The 18,928-nt window shown below is 74.1% G+C and carries 16 protein-coding genes; 10 read left to right on the top strand and 6 right to left on the bottom strand.

The features are described 5' to 3' along the window. The first annotated feature begins 113 nt into the window (after positions 1 to 113). The 9 genes from Pflav_RS09695 (at position 114) to Pflav_RS09730 (ending at position 12,442) form a co-directional block, all read left to right on the top strand. Positions 114 to 3,080: a glycosyl hydrolase gene (locus Pflav_RS09695; protein ID WP_232071181.1), complete on the top strand. Its 2,967-nt coding sequence runs from the start codon at positions 114 to 116 to the stop codon at positions 3,078 to 3,080. Positions 3,081 to 3,187: 107 nt separating this feature from the next. Continuing rightward, entirely contained in the window at positions 3,188 to 4,171 is a 984-nt protein-coding gene (locus tag Pflav_RS09700; protein WP_232071183.1) for a hypothetical protein, read from the top strand. Further along, the gene (locus Pflav_RS45190; protein WP_232071185.1) at positions 4,168 to 4,458 is read left to right on the top strand and encodes a hypothetical protein; all 291 of its coding nucleotides are present in this window, start codon (positions 4,168 to 4,170) and stop codon (positions 4,456 to 4,458) included. Before Pflav_RS09700 ends, Pflav_RS45190 begins: the two co-directional genes overlap by 4 nt. A gap of 10 nt (positions 4,459 to 4,468) precedes the next feature. Further along, positions 4,469 to 4,966 (top strand): GyrI-like domain-containing protein, encoded by a 498-nt coding sequence (locus Pflav_RS09705; RefSeq protein ID WP_173035515.1) that lies wholly within the window; start codon positions 4,469 to 4,471, stop codon positions 4,964 to 4,966. Between the two features lie 79 nt (positions 4,967 to 5,045). Then, positions 5,046 to 7,886, top strand: a complete 2,841-nt coding sequence (locus Pflav_RS09710) for a non-ribosomal peptide synthetase (protein WP_173035517.1) — start codon at positions 5,046 to 5,048, stop codon at positions 7,884 to 7,886. Continuing rightward, positions 7,778 to 8,608: a thioesterase domain-containing protein gene (locus Pflav_RS09715; RefSeq protein WP_173035519.1), complete on the top strand. Its 831-nt coding sequence runs from the start codon at positions 7,778 to 7,780 to the stop codon at positions 8,606 to 8,608. The genes Pflav_RS09710 and Pflav_RS09715 overlap by 109 nt, the downstream gene beginning before the upstream one ends. Next, entirely contained in the window at positions 8,605 to 9,672 is a 1,068-nt protein-coding gene (locus Pflav_RS09720; protein ID WP_173035521.1) for a nitroreductase family protein, read from the top strand. The genes Pflav_RS09715 and Pflav_RS09720 overlap by 4 nt, the downstream gene beginning before the upstream one ends. Next, the gene (locus Pflav_RS09725; protein ID WP_173035523.1) at positions 9,669 to 11,258 is read left to right on the top strand and encodes an AMP-dependent synthetase/ligase; all 1,590 of its coding nucleotides are present in this window, start codon (positions 9,669 to 9,671) and stop codon (positions 11,256 to 11,258) included. Before Pflav_RS09720 ends, Pflav_RS09725 begins: the two co-directional genes overlap by 4 nt. Then, a complete protein-coding gene (locus tag Pflav_RS09730; RefSeq protein ID WP_173035525.1) occupies positions 11,255 to 12,442 on the top strand; it encodes a glycosyltransferase in 1,188 nt (395 codons plus the stop codon). Before Pflav_RS09725 ends, Pflav_RS09730 begins: the two co-directional genes overlap by 4 nt. An 8-nt stretch (positions 12,443 to 12,450) precedes the next feature. On the opposite strand, the gene Pflav_RS09735 is transcribed toward Pflav_RS09730, so the two are convergent. Then, a complete protein-coding gene (locus Pflav_RS09735; protein ID WP_173035527.1) occupies positions 12,451 to 13,368 on the bottom strand; it encodes a shikimate dehydrogenase family protein in 918 nt (305 codons plus the stop codon). 64 nt (positions 13,369 to 13,432) lie between these two features. On the opposite strand from Pflav_RS09735, the gene Pflav_RS09740 reads away from it, so the two are divergent. Continuing rightward, complete coding sequence (locus tag Pflav_RS09740; protein WP_173035529.1) at positions 13,433 to 14,125, top strand: ElyC/SanA/YdcF family protein; 693 nt, start codon at positions 13,433 to 13,435, stop codon at positions 14,123 to 14,125. Positions 14,126 to 14,136: 11 nt separating this feature from the next. Here the strand turns inward: Pflav_RS09740 and Pflav_RS09745 are convergent, their stop codons facing one another. Genes Pflav_RS09745 through Pflav_RS09765 form a run of 5 tightly spaced genes read right to left on the bottom strand, consistent with a single transcriptional unit; the run spans position 14,137 to position 18,876 of the window. Beyond that, the gene (locus Pflav_RS09745; protein WP_173035531.1) at positions 14,137 to 14,649 is read right to left on the bottom strand and encodes a pyridoxamine 5'-phosphate oxidase family protein; all 513 of its coding nucleotides are present in this window, start codon (positions 14,647 to 14,649) and stop codon (positions 14,137 to 14,139) included. Then, entirely contained in the window at positions 14,649 to 15,734 is a 1,086-nt protein-coding gene (locus Pflav_RS09750) for a serine hydrolase domain-containing protein (RefSeq protein WP_173035533.1), read from the bottom strand. Before Pflav_RS09750 ends, Pflav_RS09745 begins: the two co-directional genes overlap by 1 nt. Positions 15,735 to 15,770: 36 nt before the next feature. Then, positions 15,771 to 16,496, bottom strand: a complete 726-nt coding sequence (locus tag Pflav_RS09755) for an ABC transporter permease subunit (RefSeq protein ID WP_173035535.1) — start codon at positions 16,494 to 16,496, stop codon at positions 15,771 to 15,773. After that, positions 16,496 to 17,959: an ABC transporter permease subunit gene (locus Pflav_RS09760; protein ID WP_232071186.1), complete on the bottom strand. Its 1,464-nt coding sequence runs from the start codon at positions 17,957 to 17,959 to the stop codon at positions 16,496 to 16,498. Before Pflav_RS09760 ends, Pflav_RS09755 begins: the two co-directional genes overlap by 1 nt. After that, positions 17,956 to 18,876, bottom strand: a complete 921-nt coding sequence (locus tag Pflav_RS09765) for an ATP-binding cassette domain-containing protein (protein WP_173035537.1) — start codon at positions 18,874 to 18,876, stop codon at positions 17,956 to 17,958. Before Pflav_RS09765 ends, Pflav_RS09760 begins: the two co-directional genes overlap by 4 nt. Between the last annotated feature and the right edge of the window lie 52 nt (positions 18,877 to 18,928).

An 18,928-nucleotide genomic window follows, 5' to 3' on the forward strand; every position in this document is an offset into this window, starting at 1 on the left:
GACAGCCGTCACTCTAATCGCGCTGGGAGAGCGCTCTCACGTCGGCGGGTCGGAGCGCGTGCCCGGCTGTTTCCTCCACGCGGACGCGCGCGTCCTGACCTGAAGGGGTCATGATGAGACCCGGACCGTCGACCACGACTCAAGGACCCCGAAAGCGGCAGCGGCTCAGGCTGCTCGCCGCAGGCGCGGTGGTGATCCTCGCCAGCGGCCTCATCACCATCGCCGCCGGGCGGGCCGCCGGCGCGGCGCCCGTAGGGGCGGGCAGCTACACCGAGACACTGCCAGCCGGAAGGGCGCTCCCCGCCGGCTGCGGGACCATCTCCAGCAACCCACGACAGTTCCTCACGGCGAACGCGCCGGCCGGTGCCGTACCCACCAACGACTGGTGGTCGTCGCTGGTGTACAAGCGTTCGGACTGTGCGTACAGCCTGCCGCTGCACGCGCACCCGATCTCGTACGACACGTTCGCGAACGGGCTCGGCTTCTCGTACACGACCACGCCGACCATCAGCGGCACCCCCACGACCGTCGGTGAGTACCACTACCCGTACTCGCAGGACATCCTGGTCGGCGTCGCCGGGCTGAACGCGCCGATCGTGCGCGTCGACGGCTGGAGCGACTGGACGGTGTCGCCGTACTGGACGGACGGCACCCGCACGCTGCGCGCCACGATCGGGCACGGGCTGCCGTTCGCGTACTTCCAGGCGACCGGCGGCAACGCGCAGATCACCACCGCCGGCGCGCCCACCGTGTGGCTCAACACCGGGGGTACGTTGGGCTTCACGGCTGGCGGCAGTGACTACGTGGCGTACGCGCCGACTGGGGCGAGCTGGACGGTCAGCGGCGACACGATCACGTCCACACTGGCCGGTCGCGGGTACTTCTCGGTGGCGCTGCTGCCGGGCGGCGGGTCCAGGGTGGACCTCGCCAACCGGTACGGGCAGTACGCGCACGCCCACGTGACCGGTACCCGGGTCTCCTACTCGTACAACCCGGCGAACAGCGGGCTCACCACTACGTACGGGTTCACGACCACCGCCCGCGAGGGCAGCGCCACCGGCACGGTCGTGAGCATGTACCCGCACCAGTGGCGGTACCTGAGCGGCGGCTCACCGATTCCGGAGAACTACGTCTCGGCGCGCGGCGCGATGCGGACGCTGGTCGGGGTGCCGAGCTTCCAGACCTCGATGACCTTCCGCGGGGTCCTGCCCGAGATACCGGCGGTCGCGGACAGCGCGGGCGCCGACCTGACCACGCTCAACAGCTACCTCGCCGCGGTGCAGGGCAGCCCGGAGGGCCCCTCGGGCGGCGACACGTACTGGGCCGGCAAGGGCCTCGGCCGGGCCGCCCGCATCGCCGAGATCGCCGACCAGGTGGGCAACACCGCCGTGCGCAACAGCGCGCTCACCGCGATCCGTAACCGGCTCAACAACTGGCTCACCGCCTCGTCCGGCGAGACCGCTCAGCTGTTCTACTACAACGCCAACTGGGGCACGCTGATTGGCTACCCCGCGTCGTACGGCTCCGACCTGGAGCTCAACGACCACCACTTCCACTATGGATACTTCATCGCGGCGGCCGCGACGCTGGCCAAGTTCGACCCGGCGTGGGCCGCGTCCGGCCAGTACGGCGGCATGGTCGACCTGCTGATCCGGGACGCGAACAACTACGACCGGGGCGACACCCGCTTCCCGTACATGCGTGACTTCGACATCTACGCGGGCCACGACTGGGCCTCCGGGCACGGCTCGTTCGGCTCCGGCAACAACCAGGAGTCCTCTTCGGAGGGTCAGAACTTCGCCAACGCGCTCATCCAGTGGGGCCAGGCGACCGGCAACGCAGCGGTCCGCGACGCCGGCATCTTCATCTACACCACGCAGGCGGCGGCGATCCAGGAGTACTGGTTCGACTCCGCCGACCAGAACTTCCCGACCGCGTTCGGGCACTCCACGGTCGGAATGGTGTGGGGCGACGGCGGTGCGTACGCCACCTGGTTCAGCGGCGAGCCGGAGATGATCCAGGGCATCAACATGCTGCCCATCACCGGTGGCCACCTCTACCTCGGCTACAACCCGTCCTATGTGAACACCAACTACGCCGAGTTGGTACGCAACAACGGCGGGCCGCCGACGGTGTGGCAGGACATCCTGTGGGAGTTCCAGGCGCTGGGCAACGGTGACGCGGCGCTCGCCAACTTCCGGGCCAACAGCGGCTTCACCTCGGAGGAGGGGGAGAGCAAGGCGCACACCTTCCACTGGATCCGCAACCTGGCCGCTCTGGGCACGGTGGACACCTCGGTATCCGCCAACCACCCGCTTTCGGCCACGTTCGTCAAGAACGGCGCCCGCACGTACGTGGCGTCGAACATCAGCAGCTCGCCCATCACGGTGACGTTCTCCACCGGTACCACGCTGAGCGTGCCAGCCGGGCGGACGGTGACCTCCGGGGCCTTCTCGTGGAGCGGCGGCAGCGCCGGCGGGGGTACAAACCCGACGAACCCGCCCACGACGGCGCCGCCGACCACGCCGCCACCCACGACGGCACCTCCGACCACGCCGCCGCCCACCACGCCGCCGCCCACTACGCCACCCCCGACCACGCCGCCGCCGTCCGGCTCGGCGAACCGGTACCTGCTCGCCGGTGGCGGGCTGGCCGGCGCGGGTACGGCCGGCACGGTAGCGGTGCCGTCGGCCGGCGGGACCAACCACGACGGCACGCCGTTCAACCCGGCCACCTTCACCGCGACCGGCCTCACGTTCACGTACAACGGTGGGGCGACCGCGTTCGACCTCTTCGTGGACGCGGGCGGCTCGGTCGGCAACGCCACCCAGGTGCGGGTCTCGTACGACCTGACCGGCAACGGGAGCTTCGAGCGGGTCGAGACGTACCGCTACTTCGCCACCGACCCGGTCACCGGCTACGAGCACTACACCCAGGCGGCGGGGCTGGCCTCGGCCACCGGGGCGCTCGGCAACCTGAGCAACGGCACAGTGCGGGTAGAGGTGTGGAGCGCGATCGGCAACGCGCCCACCACGCTCGGCATCGGCAACCAGTCGATCGTGCGACTCCCGTACGCCTGAGTTATCCGGACAGTGGCGTCCCACCCCGGGCGGTGGGGCGCCACGTTCCGCTTCGCCACGGCGGCGATGCGTGCTCTTCCGGTACTTGGCGGAGTAGATTGCCGCCCGTGGCACAGGATCGAGCGGGGCGGGCCGGCGCGGCCGGGTTCGCCCTGCTGGTCGGGGGTCTGGCCGGAGCCGCCCTGGCCGGGCACTGGGGCACCGCCGCCGCGCTGGTCGGGGCGGTCGCCGGTGCCGTGGGGCTGGCCGCGTGCGACGCGGTGGCCCGGGCCCGGCAGCGTCCCGGCGAGATCCCGCCACTGTGGTCGCGGATCGCGATGAGCGTGGCGCTCGCCGCGCCGCTCGGCTGGGTGGCCGGCCGGCTCGGCGCCGTGCCGCTGCTCGTCGGCGTCGGCACCGGCCTGCTGGTCGGGCTGCTCGGCGTACGGCCGCAGAAGGTGCTGCTCGGCCCGGTCGTCGGCCTGCTGGTGGGGCTCGCGCTCGCGATCTGGTGGGAGGCGCCGGCCGCGATCGTGGCGGGCGCGACAGTGCTCGCGTACCGGACGCTCTCCGCCCTGATTTTCCGCGACCCGCAGGTGAGCCTCCTGGCCGAGCGGGTGTCCGCCGCGGACCTGCCGTTCGTGGTCCCGCTCGCCGCCCGTACCCGCTATGTCGGCACCGGATATGTCCGCGACCTCGCCGCCGCGATCGGCGGTGACTTCCGCGCGGACGCCCCCGACGTCGGGATCGTGGCGTCCTTCGACGAGCTGGCCGGACCGGGCTTCGACCCGTCCGGTGTGGACCCTCGGGTACGCGAGTTCTACGAGCACACGACCCGCTTCTCACTCGACATCGTGCCGGAGTGGCGGCTGTGGGTGCGCCCCGGCTACCTGCTCTACCGCAGCCTGGTGGCGCGGCCGCTCGGGCAGGCCAACGTGCCGATGAACCAGCGCGAGACGCAGCGCGGCATCCGCAGCCGCATCGACACGATCAGCCCGAGGGCGACGGCGTCGTCGGCATCCGCGGCTGGATCCGCTCTTTCGCCGATACCGACGAACCCATCTACGTCGGTATCTACACCACCTACCGGCACGCGGGCCGAGGGTACGTGAGCGTCGGCTTTCCCTTGCCACAGGCCAGTTTCACGGCCACGCTGGTACCTGAGCCACGCCCCGACGGGGGCCTGGTGCTGACCAGCCGCAGCGACCTCGACCAGCCCGGGCACTACCTCACCTACATCGACCCCGAGTCGGGAGAGTTGACCGCCCTCGCAGTGCACGGCTTCGCCGAACGGCTCGACGTGTACGTGCGGGACGGCGCGCTCCGCGCGGAGCACGCGTTCTGGGTCTTCGGCCTGCCGTTTCTGGTGCTGCACTACGAAATCCGCACGAAGCCGTGAGGAGTCTACTGTGGACCTCATCAAGTCACCTCGGGTCGAGGAGCGGCCGAAGGTCGACTACGTCGGCATTCGCGTGATCACGCCGTTCAGCGGGATGATGCGGGTCCGCGACGACCTCCTGGCCGAGCTCGTCAGATGGCTGGAGGCGCGCGGCGCGGGCGCGGTCGGGCCGTTCTTCCTGCGGCTGCATGTCATCGACATGTCCGGCCCGATGGACCTGGAGGTCGGCGCGGTCACGCCGGAGCGGCTGGCCGGCGACCGCGAGCGGGTGCGTCCGGCGACGCTGCCCGCCGGGCGGTACGCCACGCTCGTCTACCGCAACCACGCCATGCGGGCCAACAAGGCGCTGCTCCAGTGGGTCCGCGACAACCGGGTGACGCTCGACCGCCAGGAGACGTCGGAGGGCGACGCGTTCGGCTGCCGCTACGAGGCGTACCTCACCGACCCCCGCACCGAGCCGCGCAAGACGAGGTGGGAGACCGAGCTCAGCATGCGCGTCGCAGACTAGGCCCTACCCGACGTTTGCGTCCTCCAGGTAGCGTGGCGAGCCGGCGTCGGCCCTCGTCGGCGCCGGATGGGCGGGGGCAATGGGGGAGCGGCACGGTGCACCGTTTTCGCTGTCGGCGGCCCAGGAGGGGCTCTGGCTCGCCGACCGGCTCGACCCGACCGGACGGGCCACGACCATCGCCGAGTACCTGGAGATTCGCGGGCCTGTCGACCGGACGCTGATGGAGCGAGCCTGGCGGGCGGTGCTCGCGGAGACCGACGCGTGGCGGTTGCGGTTCGCGGCGGACGGCCCTGAGCAGACCATCATCGGGTACAGCGAGCGCGACCTGCCCTTCGTCGACCTGCCGGGGGAGGCGGACGCCCTCGCCTGGATGGGCGCCGACCTGGACCGCCCCGCCAGCGCGCCCACGTTCGTCCTCATCCGGACCGCCGCCGACCGCTTTCTCTGGTACCAGCGCTTCCACCACGTGGCGACCGACTACTACGGCGCGGTGCTCACCACGGCCCGGCTCGCCGAGGTCTACAGCGCGCTGGCCGGCGGCCTCCCGGCTCCGCGCGCGACGTTCGGCCGGCTGCCCGAGCTGCTGGCGGAGCAGTCGGCGTACCAGGGGTCGTCCGAGCGCGAGTGGGACCGGGCGTACTGGCTGGAGCGGCTCGCGGACCGTCCGGAGCCACCGATGCCGCCCGGTCGCGGCACCCCGCCGGCCGGGCCGCCACTGACCCGTACCGCCTTCCTGCCCGAGCTGCCCGCCGCGGCCGAGCGCGCCGGGATCCCGTGGTCCCGGCTGCTCATCGCGGCCGTGGCGGCGTACCTCTACCGGGTGACCGGCGAGCGGGACCTCCTGCTCGCCCTGCCTGTCGCCGCGCGCGGCACTCCGCTGGCCCGCCGTACACCCGGACCGGCCGCGAACGTCGTACCGCTGCGGCTCGCCGTGCGCCCGGAAATGCCGGTCCTGGAGCTCGTCGACCAGGTGTCCCAGGAGGTGCGGGCGGCGATGGCGCACCAGCGGTACCGGTACGAGGACCTGCGGCGGGACCTCGGGGGCGCGGACTTCCTCGGGCCGGCCGTCAACGTGATGTCCTATGAGGACGAGCTGCGCTTCGGCGGCCACCCGGCGGTCCGGCACAACCTGGCCAACGGTCCGGTCGGCGACCTCGCGTTCTTCGCGTTCGGGCGGCCGGACGGGCGCGGCGTACAGGTCGAGCTGGCGGCCGGCGGGTACGGCCCGGACGACCTCGCCGCACATCACGGTGCGCTGCTGCGGCTGCTCGGCGCGGCGGCGGAGGACCCGAAGCGGCGGGTCGGTGCCCTCGACCTGCGGGAGCCGGCGTCGCGGGTACCCGCCGCGGCGCGGGCGGTGCCGGGCGAGGCGTTCCCGGTGCTCGTCGCGCGGCGGGCGGCCGAGACGCCGGACGCGGCGGCGGTGGTCGACGGCACGACCCGGCTCGACTACGCCACTTTGGACAGCTGGGCCGACCGCCTCGCGCACCACCTCGTCGACACCGGCGTCCGCCCGGGCGCGGTGGTCGCGCTGCGAGCGCCGCGTGGCGTGGAGAACGTCGTCGGGCTGCTCGGGATCATGCGGGCCGGCGGCGCGTACCTCCCGGTCGACCCGGAGTACCCGGCGGAGCGGATCGCGGCGCTCCTCGCCGACGCCCGGCCGGCGGTGGTGCTCACCCCGGCGGCGGTCCGCGCGGTACGCGGCACACCCGCCCCGAAGCCGCCGCTACGGCTGAGGCCGGACGGCGCGGCGTACGTCATCTACACCTCCGGCAGCACCGGCGTCCCCAACGGCGTGGTGGTACCGCATCGCGGGCTGCCCAGCCTGGCCGCCGCCCAGATCGAGCGGTTCGCGATCGAGCCCGGCAGCCGGGTGCTCCAGTTTGCCTCGCCGAGCTTCGACGCGGCGGTGGCCGAGGTGGTGACCACGCTGGTGGCCGGCGCGACGCTGGTCATCGCCCCGCTGGACGGCGCGGACGTCACCCACGTGACGCTGCCGCCGTCGGTGCTCGCGACCGTACCGGAGGGTGGCCTGCCGCCCGGCGCCACGCTGGTCGTGGCCGGCGAGGCGTGCCCACCCGACCTGGCCGCCCGCTGGGCCCCGGGGCGCCGCCTGGTCAACGCGTACGGCCCGACCGAGGCGACCGTCTGCGCCACGATGAGCGCGCCACTGTCCACAGCGGACATCCAGGACGGTCCGCTGCCGATCGGCCACCCGATCGCCGGCACCACGGCGTACGTGCTGGACGCCGCGCTGCGCCCGATGCCACCCGGGATCGCCGGCGAGCTGTACCTGGCCGGCGCCGGCCTGGCCCGCGGCTACCTGGGCCGCCCCGGGCGTACGGCGGAGCGGTTCGTCGCCGACCCGTTCGCCGCGCCGGGCTCCCGCATGTACCGCACCGGCGACCTGGCCCGGTGGCGGGCGGACGGGCAGCTCGAGTTCGTGGGCCGGGTCGACCGCCAGGCGAAGGTACGCGGGCACCGGGTGGAGCCCGGCGAGGTCGAGGCCGTGCTCGTCGCGCACCCGTCCGTGGCCCGGGCCGCGGTGGTCGTGCGCGAGGACCGGCCCGGTGACCGGCGCCTGGTCGCGTACGCCGTCCCCGCCCCGGCCACGGCGTCGACGGCCCGGGGCTGCGGCGGTTCGCGGCCCGCTCACTCCCCACCCACCTGGTACCGGCCGCGGTCGTGCCGCTGGACCGGCTGCCACTCACGCCGAACGGCAAGCTCGACCACCGCGCGCTGCCGAAGCCGCTGTCGGGCGCAGCCGGGGGCCGGGAGCCCGCGTCACCGCTGGAGGAGGAGCTGTGCCGGGTGGTCGCCGAGGTGCTCGACCTGCCCCGGGTCGGCCCCGACGACGACCTCTTCGACCTCGGCGGCGACTCGCTGCACGCCGCCCGGCTCGCCCGGCGCTTGTCGATGACCCTTCACGAGGTCTTCGAGACCCCCACCGTCGCCGGCCTCGCCTCGGGTGGCGGAAGGCGCGCCGGGGTCCTGCCGATCCGGGCCGCCGGTGGCCTCGCCCCGCTCTTCTGCCTGCCGCCCGCCGGCGGGCTCGCCTGGTGCTACACCCCGCTCCGCGACCACCTCGGCCCGGACCGCCCGGTGTACGGCCTCCAGCTCGCCGGCGCCGAGCCGGGCCAGGACGTCGCCGGGCTCGCCGCCACCCTCGCCGAACGGATCCGCGCGATCCGCCCCACCGGGCCCTACCACCTGCTCGGCTGGTCGTTCGGCGGCTACCTCGCGCACGCCGTCGCGGCCGAGCTGCGGGCCACCGGGCAGGAGGTCGGACTGCTGGCGATCCTGGACGCGCACCCGCACGCCGCCCCGGAGGCGGTACCCGACGCGGCCCTGCGGCTCGTCCCTGGACTGTCCCACCTGGACGCCTCTACAGTGGACCAGATGCTCGCCACCGCCGCGCATCACACGCGCGTGGCCGCGGCCCATACGCCCGCTGTCTTCGACGGCGACCTGCTGGTTGTCAACGCCGCCGATGCCGTAGGCCGTGAGAGCTGGGCGCCGTACGTGACCGGGCGGATCGAGAGCCACGACGTCCCCTGTGGACACTTCGAGATGTTCGAACCTGGACCGCTCGCCACCATCGGCGCCGCGGTCGAGGCCGCCCTAGGGAGGACGCCGCAGTGACGACGAGCCTGACCCGCGAGGAGGTCGCGGCCCTCTGCGCGGCCGGCGCGAGCGCCCCGTCCGGCGGCAACGCCCAGCCGTGGCGGGTGACGGTGGCCGCCGACCGGATCGACGTCGACATCGACCCGTCCCGGGGCAGCTTCCTCGACGTCGGCGGGTACGCCGCCCACTTCGCGGTCGGCTGCTTCACCGAGAACGTCGTGATCGCGGCCCGGGCGCGCGGCCTGGAGCATACGGTGGCCGTACGTGAGGGCGCCGCCACGGTCACCTTCACCGGCCGGCGGGACCCCGAGCCCGAGCCCCTCGCGGCGGTCCTTGCCGAGCGGGTCACCAACCGCCGCCTCCACCAGGGTCCGCCGCTCGCCGAGGACGAGGTACGCCGCCTCACCGCCACGGCGGAGTCCACCGACCCGTGCCTCGCGGTCACCGCCGTCGCCGACCCGGACGGCAAGCGCGCGGTGGCCGCCGCGCTCGGCCTCGCCGACGCGGTACGGATGCGGCACCGGGCCATGTTCGACGACATGGTCCAGGAGATCCGCTGGACCGAGCGGGAGGCGCGGGCCCAGCGCGACGGCCTCGACCTGCGCTCGCTCGACCTGCCCGCGGCCACCCGCGCGCTGCTGCCGGTACTGCGCCGCCTGCCCTGGGTGCGCCTGCTGCTGCCGTCCGCCCGGCTCGGCGACACGGCCCGGACGCTCGTCCTCGGCTGCTCGCACGTCTGCTGCCTGTCCACCACCGCCGAGCCGACGCCGGACGCGATGGTCGCCGCCGGCCGGGCCGTCCAGCGGCTGTGGCTCGAAGCCACCCGGGCCGGCGTGGCGGTACACCCGTGGACGGTGAGCACGCTCGAGCTGCTCCGGCTTGAGGTCTTCGCCGGTGCCGGCTTCACCGCCGCGGAGCGGGCGGCCGTGGCGCGGATGGGCGGCGAGCTGCGGGCGGCGTTCGGGCTGCCGGCGCAGGCCCGGCCGATCTTCGTGTTCCGGCTCTCCACGGCGCCACCACCGGCCGTGCGAGCCCTGCGGCAGCCGTGGGAGACGTTCACGACCATCCAGGAGGCACAGTGACACTGAGCGAGGCAGCCGAGATCGGGCAGGTCGTGGCGGGACGGACGCTGCTGCACGCGTTCCACGACAACGCCCGGGACCATCCCGACCTGCCCGCGTTGAAGTGGCGCGACGGTACACAGTGGAGTTCGTTCACCTGGCGGGAGTACCGGGCCGAGGTCGAGGCCGCCACGCTGGGGCTTGTCGAGGTCGGCGTACGCCCCGGCGACCGGGTCGGCGTCCTCATGTCCAACCGCCCCGAGCTGGCCGTCGCCGACCTGGCTCTGCTGCACGCGCGGGCGGTACCGGTCTGCCTGTTCGACAGCTTCACCGGCGCGCAGCTGTCCACTGTGCTCCGTACCCTCGGCATCGGTCTGGTGATCGTCGAGGACGGCGCCGCAGCCGCCCGGCTCGCCGCCGCGACGCCGGCCGGCGCGTTGCGTTTCATCGTGGTGGAAGGCGGCGGCTGGGAGCGGGTCATGGCGGCCGGCCGCGAGGTGGCGGCGCGCGACGGCGATGCCTTCGACCGCTCCTGGCGGGCGGCGCGCCCGGACGACGTCGTGTCGGTCAACTACACCAGCGGTACCACCGGCGCGCTCAAGGGCGTCCAGCACACGCACGGCAACGTGCTGTGGCACGCCGAGTCCTTCGGCCGGTTCTGGCCGGTGGCGCCCGGCACCCGCTTCCTCGCGTACCTGCCGCGGGCGCACGCCACCGAGCGGTTCGTCACGACCTGGTACCCGCTCGTCCGGGCCGGCACCGTGCACCTCTGCCCCGACCCGGGCCGCCTCCCGGAGTACCTGCCGGACGTGCGGCCACAGTTCTTCGGCGGCGTGTTGCGCGTGTGGGAGAAGCTTTACGCCGCCCGCGCGCTCGCCGGGCTCGAGGAGTGCGCGTTCGCGTTCAGCGGCGGTGGGGCGCTCGCCGAGCCGGTGCAGGAGTATTTCAACGCCGCGGGCGTGCCGCTCGCCGAGGGGTGGGGGCAGAGCGAGCTTGTCTCGGCGGCCACCTGCGGGCACCCGGACCGGATCCGGATCGGTACGTCCGGCCGCGCGCTGCCCGGCGTCGAGGTGCGGACCGCGGGCGACGGCGAGCTCCTCGTCCGGTCCGGCAGCCGGATGCTCGGGTACGTGGACACGCCGTCCCATGTGGACGAAGGCGGCTGGGCGCACACCGGCGACCTCGGCGAGATCGACCCGGATGGGTACGTGCGCGTGCACGGCCGGCGGGAGGAGGTCTTCCCGCTCGCCGGCGGCCACCGGGTCCCGGCGACCCGGGTGGAGAGCCACCTGCGCGCCAACCTCCTGGTCGACCAGGCCTGCGTGGTCGGCGAGGGGGAGCCGGACCTGCACGCGCTCCTCGTCGTCGCCGCCCCGCCCGACAGGTGGACGGTGGACGACCTCGCGGCGATGGTGGCCGCGGCGAACGAGCGGCTGCCGGTAGGCGACCGGATCGCCCGCTTCGCGGTGCTCACCGAGCGCTGGGAGCCGGGCCGCGCCGAGGAGCTGACCCACACCGGCAAGCTCAAGCGTCAGCTGATCGAGGCCAAGCACGCCGACCTCGTCGCGGCCCTGCGCAGAGGCGACGCCGGGGTCGCCGTCCCGTGAAGCGGCGCGTGCTCTTCGTCGCGGAGGCGGTCACGCTCGCCCACGTGACCCGGGCCCTCGCGCTGTCCCGGACGCTCGACCCGGCCGCGTACGAGGTGTGCCACGCCTGGGATCCCCGCTACAACGAGCTGATCGGCGAGCCGCCGAGCCCGTATGTGCCGATCCGCACGATCCCGCGCGCCCGCTTCGCGGCGGCACTCGCCCGGGGCACACCGATCTACCAGGGTCCGGACCTGCGCCGGTACGTCGCCGACGACCTCGCGCTCATCGAGCGGTTCCGGCCGGACGTGGTGGTCGGCGACTTCCGGCTGTCGCTGGACGTGAGCGCACGGCTGGCCGGCGTGCGGTACCTGACGGTGACGAACGGGTACTGGAGCCCGTTCGCCCAGGTGCTCCCGCCGGTGCCGGACATCACGCTCACCCGGCTCGTGGGCGTACGGCTGGCGCAGCGGCTCTTCGACCACGGCCAGCACGCGGTGAGCCGGTGGCACGGCCGGGCGTACCGCGAACTGCGGCGGCACCACGGGCTCCCGCCCGGCCCGGCCGACGTACGGTACGCGTACACCCGCGCCGACACCACCCTCTACGCCGACCTGCCCGAGCTGGTACCGGTGGTGGACCTGCCGCCCGAGCACCACTTCGTCGGCCCGGTCACCTGGTCACCCGACCTGCCCTGTCCACAGTGGTGGGACGAGCTGCCCGAGGACCGGCCGGTCGTGTACGTGACGCTCGGCAGCTCCGGACTCGCGCCGCTGCTGGCACGGGTGCTGAGCGCGCTGGCCGACCTGCCCGTGACCGTGGTCGCCGCCACGGCCGGCCGGCCCGCTCCGGCACGGGTGCCGGCCAACGCGCGGGTGGCGGCGATGCTACCCGCCGCCCGGATGCTCCCCCGCGCCGTGCTGGCGATCGGCAACGGCGGCAGCCCGAGCGCGTACCAGGCGCTGGCCGCCGGCGTGCCCGTGCTCGGCATCTGCGACAACCTCGACCAGTACCTGAACATGTCCCTTGTGGAGCGGGCCGGCGCGGGCTGGCTCCTGCGCGGCGGCCGGGCGTCCGTGACCGCGATCCGGGACGCGGTGCGGCGTGCCCTGTCCGACGAGGCGGCCCGGGTGCGCGCGGGGGAGCTCGCGACCGCCATCGATAAGCACGACACCCCGGCCCGCTTCCGCGCCGCCCTCGCCTGAGCCGCCGGTCAGCGGCTCCCCTGTGGACGGTACGGCGCGGCCGCCTTGGCGAAGTCGTCGAGCACCCCGGCGGTGAACGGTACGCCCGCGATCGCGGTCAGGCAGCCGGTCCAGCCGGCCACGAAGTAGTCCCAGCCGTCCATCGTGCGGGCGCCGCGCGCGGTGGCCTGGCGCAGGAACGCCCGCTCGCCCCGGTAGTTGAAGTCCCAGGCGAGCGTGGACGGACCGAACGGCGCCTGGTCGGTCACCGGGCTGCCCGGCGCGTCCTTGCCCAGGCCGGTGGCGTTCACCACGAGCGTCGGCGCGGGCGGGCCGGCGACGAGCGCGTCGCAGTCATCCGGACTCTTCACCGGCGCGTACGAGAGGCGTACCCCCTTGACGCCGGCCCGCTCCGCGACCGCCCGCAGGTCGTCCAGTGCCTCCGGCGAAGTGTCGGCGAACGTCGCGCTCGCAGTCTCCCGCCCCTGCAACGCGAGCAGTAGCGCCGTCCCCGCCCCACCCGCGCCGAGGCAGAGCACGTCCGCCGCCGGTGGGAGGACGTGGGAGAGGGCGAGCGCGTCGCGCGCGTACCCCAGGACCCGCCCGCCCGCCGTGGCGAGCGTGTTGATCTCCCGGGTGACCTCGACGAGGTCGTCACCGAGAGTGATGGCGGCGGCGCAGGCGCGGTACAGCCGGAGCTTGTGCGCCGTGACGACGGTGCCCGCGACGGCCCGGTTGCCGCGCACGGCGGAGAGCAGCCGCCGGTACGTCGCGGGTGGCGTGTCCGTGGGCAGGTCCAGCCCGCGCAGCTCCCACGGCTGGTCCAGCGCGGCCGCCCACCTGCCGAACACCGCGTGCGCGAGCGAGCCACCCGTGCTGACCCCGACGAACACCACGAGCGGCGCGCCGCGCCAACCCTCGATCTCGTCCAGCGTGATCGTGTGCATGGTCCCTGCCTACGTCGTGGGGGTGGCCGTCCGCCAGTTTGCCGCGCGCTGGCATGGTGGATCCATGCGATTTCGCCCGCCTTCGAAGGCTGGACTCCGGCGGTGGATCATCTGGGGCGTGCGGCTCGCGGCGGCCGGCGCCGTGGCGGTCACGGCCACCGTCGCGGGCAGCGTGGTCTGGGTGCGCACGGCCGCCAGCGGGCACATCTTCAGCGCCGAGGAGGTACCACCGGCGCCCGTCGCGCTCGTCCTGGGCGCCCGGGTGTACGAGGACGGGACGCCGTCGGCGTTCCTGGCCGCCCGCCTGGACGTGGCGCGGCAGCTGCTCGAGACCGGCAAGGTGCGCGCGATCCTGGTCTCCGGCGACCATATGAACTGGGACTACAACGAGCCGGGCGCGATGCTGCGCTACCTCACCGCCGCCGGCGTGCCCAGCGAGAAGGTGGTGCTCGACCACGCCGGCTTCGACACGTACGACTCGTGCGCCCGGGCCCACCGCGTCTTCGGGGTGCGGCAGGCGATCGTGGTGACACAGACGTTCCACCTGCCGCGCGCCGTTACTCTCTGTCGCCGGCTCGGCGTCGACGCGACCGGGGTCGGCGACGAGACCGTGAAGCGGTTCGAGCGGCCGTGGCGGTTCGGCTCCACCCGCGAGCTCGGCGCCTGCGTGAAGGCGGCCCTGGACGTGATCTCCGGGCGCGACCCGGTCCACCTCGGCCGCCGGGAGACCGGCGTCGACGAGGCCGTCAACGCCTAGAGCGGGTGAGGCTAGGCGCCGAAGCGGTAGCGGGTCTGGGCGTAGACGTCGCCCTTGGCGAAGGAGTACGCCACCGCCGGCTCCACCCGGTACAGCTGCACCCCGCCGGCGCGGATCGTGTCGCCCATCCCGGCCCACGTGCCCTCTGGGCTGGTCAGGTGGGCGCCGTACTTGGCCTCGAACGCGCTCGCCGCCCCGTCCCGCTCCGCCGCTCCCTCGACCAGCCGGGCGGTGCCCTCGACGACCACGTCGAGGCCGCGCAGGGTGTTCGTGCCGGTGGTCAGCGCGCACCGGTCCTGGACCCGCAGGTTGGCCGCCTTGCGCTCGCCCGCGCCGGTCGTGAAGTACATCCCGTCGCCGTGCCAGGCCGCGATCAGCGGCGTGATGTGCGGCCGCCCGTCCGGCCGCAGCGTGGTCAGCCAGAACACCTCGGCCCGCGCGATCGCCTCCAGCACGTCGGTCCACGGCGTGGCCGCCGCTTCCGGGCTGCTGTACCGCCCGTCGAACTCCACCACCGGCTGCATCAACGGTCCCCTTCCGCCACGATCCGTCCCACCGCCTCGACCGCCGTGAGGTCACCGGCCGCGAACCTGTTGCGCATCACCGCGACCGCCACGCCCGTGTCGATGTCCGCCCACGCGGCCGAGCCGTTCATCCCAATCATCCCGAACGTCGAGCCAGACCGCCCCTCGATTCCGCCAGGCCGATACGGGCTGTAACCGTACGCCCACGTGGTCGGGAAGCCCATCACCTGGTCGACGCCGGCGAACGCGGGCGCCGCCATCAGCGCCAGCCGCTCCGGCGACACGAGCCCCACGCCGGGCACGTGGCCGAGCAGCGCCGCGTACATCCGGGCCACGCCGCGCGCGGTCATCGTGCCGGCCGAGGGGATGTCGGCGGTGAGCACGTCGCGCCGGTTCGCGTAGGCCGCGTCGGGCAGGACCGCCGCCGGCGTCGCACGCGCCGCCGGTGACCCTGGCGGTGGTCGCTCCAGCGCCGGGCCGGCCACCTGCGTCGCCACTCGCGGCAGGCGATTCTCTGGTACGGAGAAACACACTTCGCCCTCGACGGACACTGGGCGGGTCACGAGCTCGGCGAGCAATGTGGACAGAGGCTGCCCGGTTGCCCGGCGCAGCGTCTCGCCGAGCAGGTAACCGAAGGTCTGCGCGTGGTACCCGGTCTCGGTGCCCGGCGGCCACCACGGCTTGGCGTCCGCGACAAGCGCGCACATCCGCGCCCAGTCGCACATGTCCGCCACCGTGATGTCCGCCGGCAGTCCGGGCACCCCCGCCCTGTGCAGCAGCACGTCCCGGAGTGTCACGCCACCCTTGCCGTGCGTGGCGAACTCGGGCCACACCTCGGCCACGCGTGTCCCGTACCCGATGAGTCCCCGCTCGACCGCGACGTGCGCGAGCGTGACCGCGACGCCCTTGCCGGTGGAGGCCGCGTAGAAGAGCGTGCCGGGCGTGACCGGTGGGCCGTCCGGGCCGGCCAGGCCCGCGACGGCGTCCACTATGGTCTCACCGTCGCGGATGACGGCTACCTGGAGCCCGGTCTCGCTCCCGCTCGCGACGAGGTCGTCGATGGTCCGCTGGATCCGTTCCCGCATGCTCCCTTTCTACCCACTTCACGCGTCCCTCCCACGTCACGCGTCCCTCGCTTGGAGAGCCAGCGCGCCGGCCAGCAGCGCGCCCGCCGCCCACAGCGCGAGCACGCCCAGCCCCGCCCAGGGGCCGACCGGCAGCCCGTCCAGGCCGGTCGTCGCCTGGATGGACTGGCCGGCGCTCATCGGGCCGACCTTCTCCAGGCGGCGCTGCCAGTCCGGGTCGGCCATCGCGGCCGCGACGATCGGGAAGAGGTAGAGCAGGCCGAGCACACAGCCGATGGCCGCCGCCGGGTGGCGGACGACCGTGGCGACGCCGAGCGCGAGCAGGGCGACGAGCAGCAGGTACAGCACCGAGCCCAACGCCGCCCGCAGCACCGGGCCGCCGCTCAGGGAGGGTGTGTCGCCGGACAGCAGCGACGCCGGCACCGCGACGGCGGCGGCGGGGACGACGACCGCGGCGAGGACGGCTGCCTTCGCCGCCAGGACGGCGGGGCGGCGGGGGATGGCGGCGAGCGTCACGCGCATCATGCCCGTGGCGTACTCGCCGCCGATCGCCAGGACGGCGAGGATCGCGACCACCGACTGTCCGATATGGATGCCGGTGAGGCTGGTGCGGGTGGGGTCCGCGCCGCACTCGCCGGGCGAGCAGGCGGCCGCCGCGAGCGCGCCCAGCCCGGCGGTACCCACCACGGCGCCGAGCAGCAGCCACGCGGTGCCGGGTACCGTCCACAGCTTCGTCCACTCAGCACGGAGCGCGTACCGCATCACGCGTCCCTCCGCCGCAGCAGCCACGCCGCCGCCGCGAGGGCGACAGCCGTGTACGCGGCGAGCACGCCGAAGCCGGCCCACGGCGGCAGCGGGAAGTAGCCCTCGACCGGGATGTAGAGGTTCTCCACCTGGTCGTACTGCTTCGCGCTCTGCTGCACCGCGAACGCGGCGGCCGGCGTCACCCGCAGCACCCACCGGCCGGCGTCGACCGGGAGGGCGGTCAGCACCAGCATGTACGGCAGCACGATCGTGACCACGGCCGCGGTGACCGCCGTCGTGCCTCGGCGCAGCAGCGTGCCCAGCGCCAGCGCGAGCACCGCGGCGACGGCGAGCAGCGCGCCCGTACCCGCGATGACGCGCAGCTCAGTCGTGGTGGAGGCCGGATGGACGTACACGCCGTTGGACCGCAGGACCCGCTGGCCCAGGGTCACCACGGCGGCGGCGGCCGCCACGCCGGTCACGAACGTCACGGCCGCGACCACCACGGCCTTCGCGGCCAGCACGCGGCCGCGTCCGGGTGTGGCGGCGAGGGTGGTACGGATGAGGCCGCGCCGGTACTCGCCGGTGGCCATCAGCGTGCCGACCACGACCATGCCGATCAGCGCGGCGAACGTGCCGACAAGCGTCTGCGTGACCGTCGTGCCGAGGCCGGTCGCGCCGGCGACCGCCGGGCCGATGTCGCCGGTGCCGGTGAGGATGTGGCGGTCGCCGTCCTGCTGGTAGCCGCCGCGGTCGCGGTTGGTTGGCTCGCCGACGAGCGTGCCGGTCCACCCGTCCGCGGGCGTGACCTTGTCGAAGGCGGCGGTGAGCAGGCTCCGCTGGGTCGCCGCGCTCATCGTGCCGATCGACTCGCTGGTGATCTCCGCGTACTGCGGTGAGGTGGCGAACAGCCCGATCTCCACAGTGGAGGGCAGGTCGGGCAGGCGGGCCGAGCCCACGTCGGTCCACTGTGCACCGTCCACGGACTCCGCCCCGGTGACCGTGTCGCCGGACCGGGTGAGCCGCAGCCAGCGCGGGGCGGTGCCGGGCGACCCGGCGCGGTCGTGGGTGTAGTCGTACTGCATCCGTACCCCATGGGCGCCGGTCAGCATGACCGCCGCGTAGCTGGAGCCGGGCCGCGTGCCGTCCTTGACGATCAGGCCGGCCTTGGCCCACGGGGTGAGGAGAGCACGGTCATCGGAGAGCTGGCCGGTCATCGACGCGACGTGGGCGGTGACGCTACCGTCGCCGGTGAGCGGCCGGTGCGCGAACGTGAACGCGTCCGTCACCTCCTCGCCGCCCGGCCCGACCGGCATCGCGCACTCGGAGCCGGGTCCGTGCCGCCCGCACGAGCCCTGCATGCTCGGCCCCAGCCCGAGCCCCACCATCGCGACCGCGGCGAGCGCGGTGGCGATCACCCAGCCGGGTACCGTCCGGAACTTCGTCCACTCCGCCCGTACGGCGAGCAGGAAACCGTTCACGAGGCGGCTCCCCGGAAGTCGACCGCGTCCCGGGTCAGCTCCAGGTACGCGTCCTCAAGGGTGGCCCGGTGCGCGGACACCTCGGAGAACGGCACCCGCCGCGCGCCGAGCAGCCCGGTCACCTCCTCGGCGGCCAGCCCCGACACGGTCAGCGCGTCCGGGCCGGCCGGGGTGACGGTGGCGCCCGCCTCGGCCAGCACCGCCCCGGCGCCCGGTGCCGTCGTACGGACCGTGACCCGCCCGCCGGCCGCCGCGGCGAGCAGGTCAGCGACGGTCGCGTCGGCGACCACCCGCCCGCGCCCGGCGATGACCACGTGGTCCGCGGTGCCCTGGAGCTCACCCATCAGGTGGCTGGAGACGAGGACGGCCCGTCCCTCGGCGGCCAGGGAACGCAGGACGCCGCGGGTCCAGATGATGCCCTCCGGGTCCATCCCGTTGAACGGCTCGTCCAGCAGCACGGCGGCCGGATCACCCAGCAGCGCGGCGGCGATGCCGAGCCGCTGGCGCATGCCCAGCGAGAAGCCGCCCGCCCGCCGTCGGGCCACCGAGGCCAGCCCGACGATGTCGAGCACCTCGTCCACCCTGGCCGCGCCGAGCCCCTGCGAGTGGGCCAGCCACAGCAGGTGGTTGCGGGCGGTGCGGCTGGGCTGCAGCGCGCCCGCGTCCAGCAGCGAGCCGACCACCCGCAGGGGGTGCGTCAGGCTCCGGTACGGCCGCCCGCCGACAAGCGCGGAGCCGCCGTCCGCCCGGTCCAGGCCGAGGATCACCCGCATCGTCGTGGACTTGCCGGCGCCGTTCGGCCCGACGAAGCCGGTGACCTGCCCCGGCCGCACCGTGAACGTCATCCCGTCCAGGGCGAGGTGCGGCCCGTACCGCTTGCGCAGCCCCCGCACCTCGATCGTCGCGTCAGTAGTCATGGCCCGGATTTCTACGCGCCGGCCGGTGTCAGCCCGGTGCCGCGGAACGACA

The organism is Phytohabitans flavus, assembly GCF_011764545.1.
Taxonomy (GTDB): Bacteria; Actinomycetota; Actinomycetes; order Mycobacteriales; family Micromonosporaceae; genus Phytohabitans; species Phytohabitans flavus.

Coding starts and splice junctions, on each gene's coding strand:
- Pflav_RS09740 (WP_173035529.1), top strand. CDS start 13,433: ATGCGATTTCGCCCGCCTTCGAAGGCTGGACTCCGGCGGTGGATCATC.
- Pflav_RS09735 (WP_173035527.1), bottom strand. CDS start 13,368: ATGCACACGATCACGCTGGACGAGATCGAGGGTTGGCGCGGCGCGCCG.
- Pflav_RS09750 (WP_173035533.1), bottom strand. CDS start 15,734: ATGCGGGAACGGATCCAGCGGACCATCGACGACCTCGTCGCGAGCGGG.
- Pflav_RS09745 (WP_173035531.1), bottom strand. CDS start 14,649: ATGCAGCCGGTGGTGGAGTTCGACGGGCGGTACAGCAGCCCGGAAGCG.
- Pflav_RS09695 (WP_232071181.1), top strand. CDS start 114: ATGAGACCCGGACCGTCGACCACGACTCAAGGACCCCGAAAGCGGCAG.
- Pflav_RS09755 (WP_173035535.1), bottom strand. CDS start 16,496: ATGCGGTACGCGCTCCGTGCTGAGTGGACGAAGCTGTGGACGGTACCC.
- Pflav_RS09765 (WP_173035537.1), bottom strand. CDS start 18,876: ATGACTACTGACGCGACGATCGAGGTGCGGGGGCTGCGCAAGCGGTAC.
- Pflav_RS09710 (WP_173035517.1), top strand. CDS start 5,046: ATGGGGGAGCGGCACGGTGCACCGTTTTCGCTGTCGGCGGCCCAGGAG.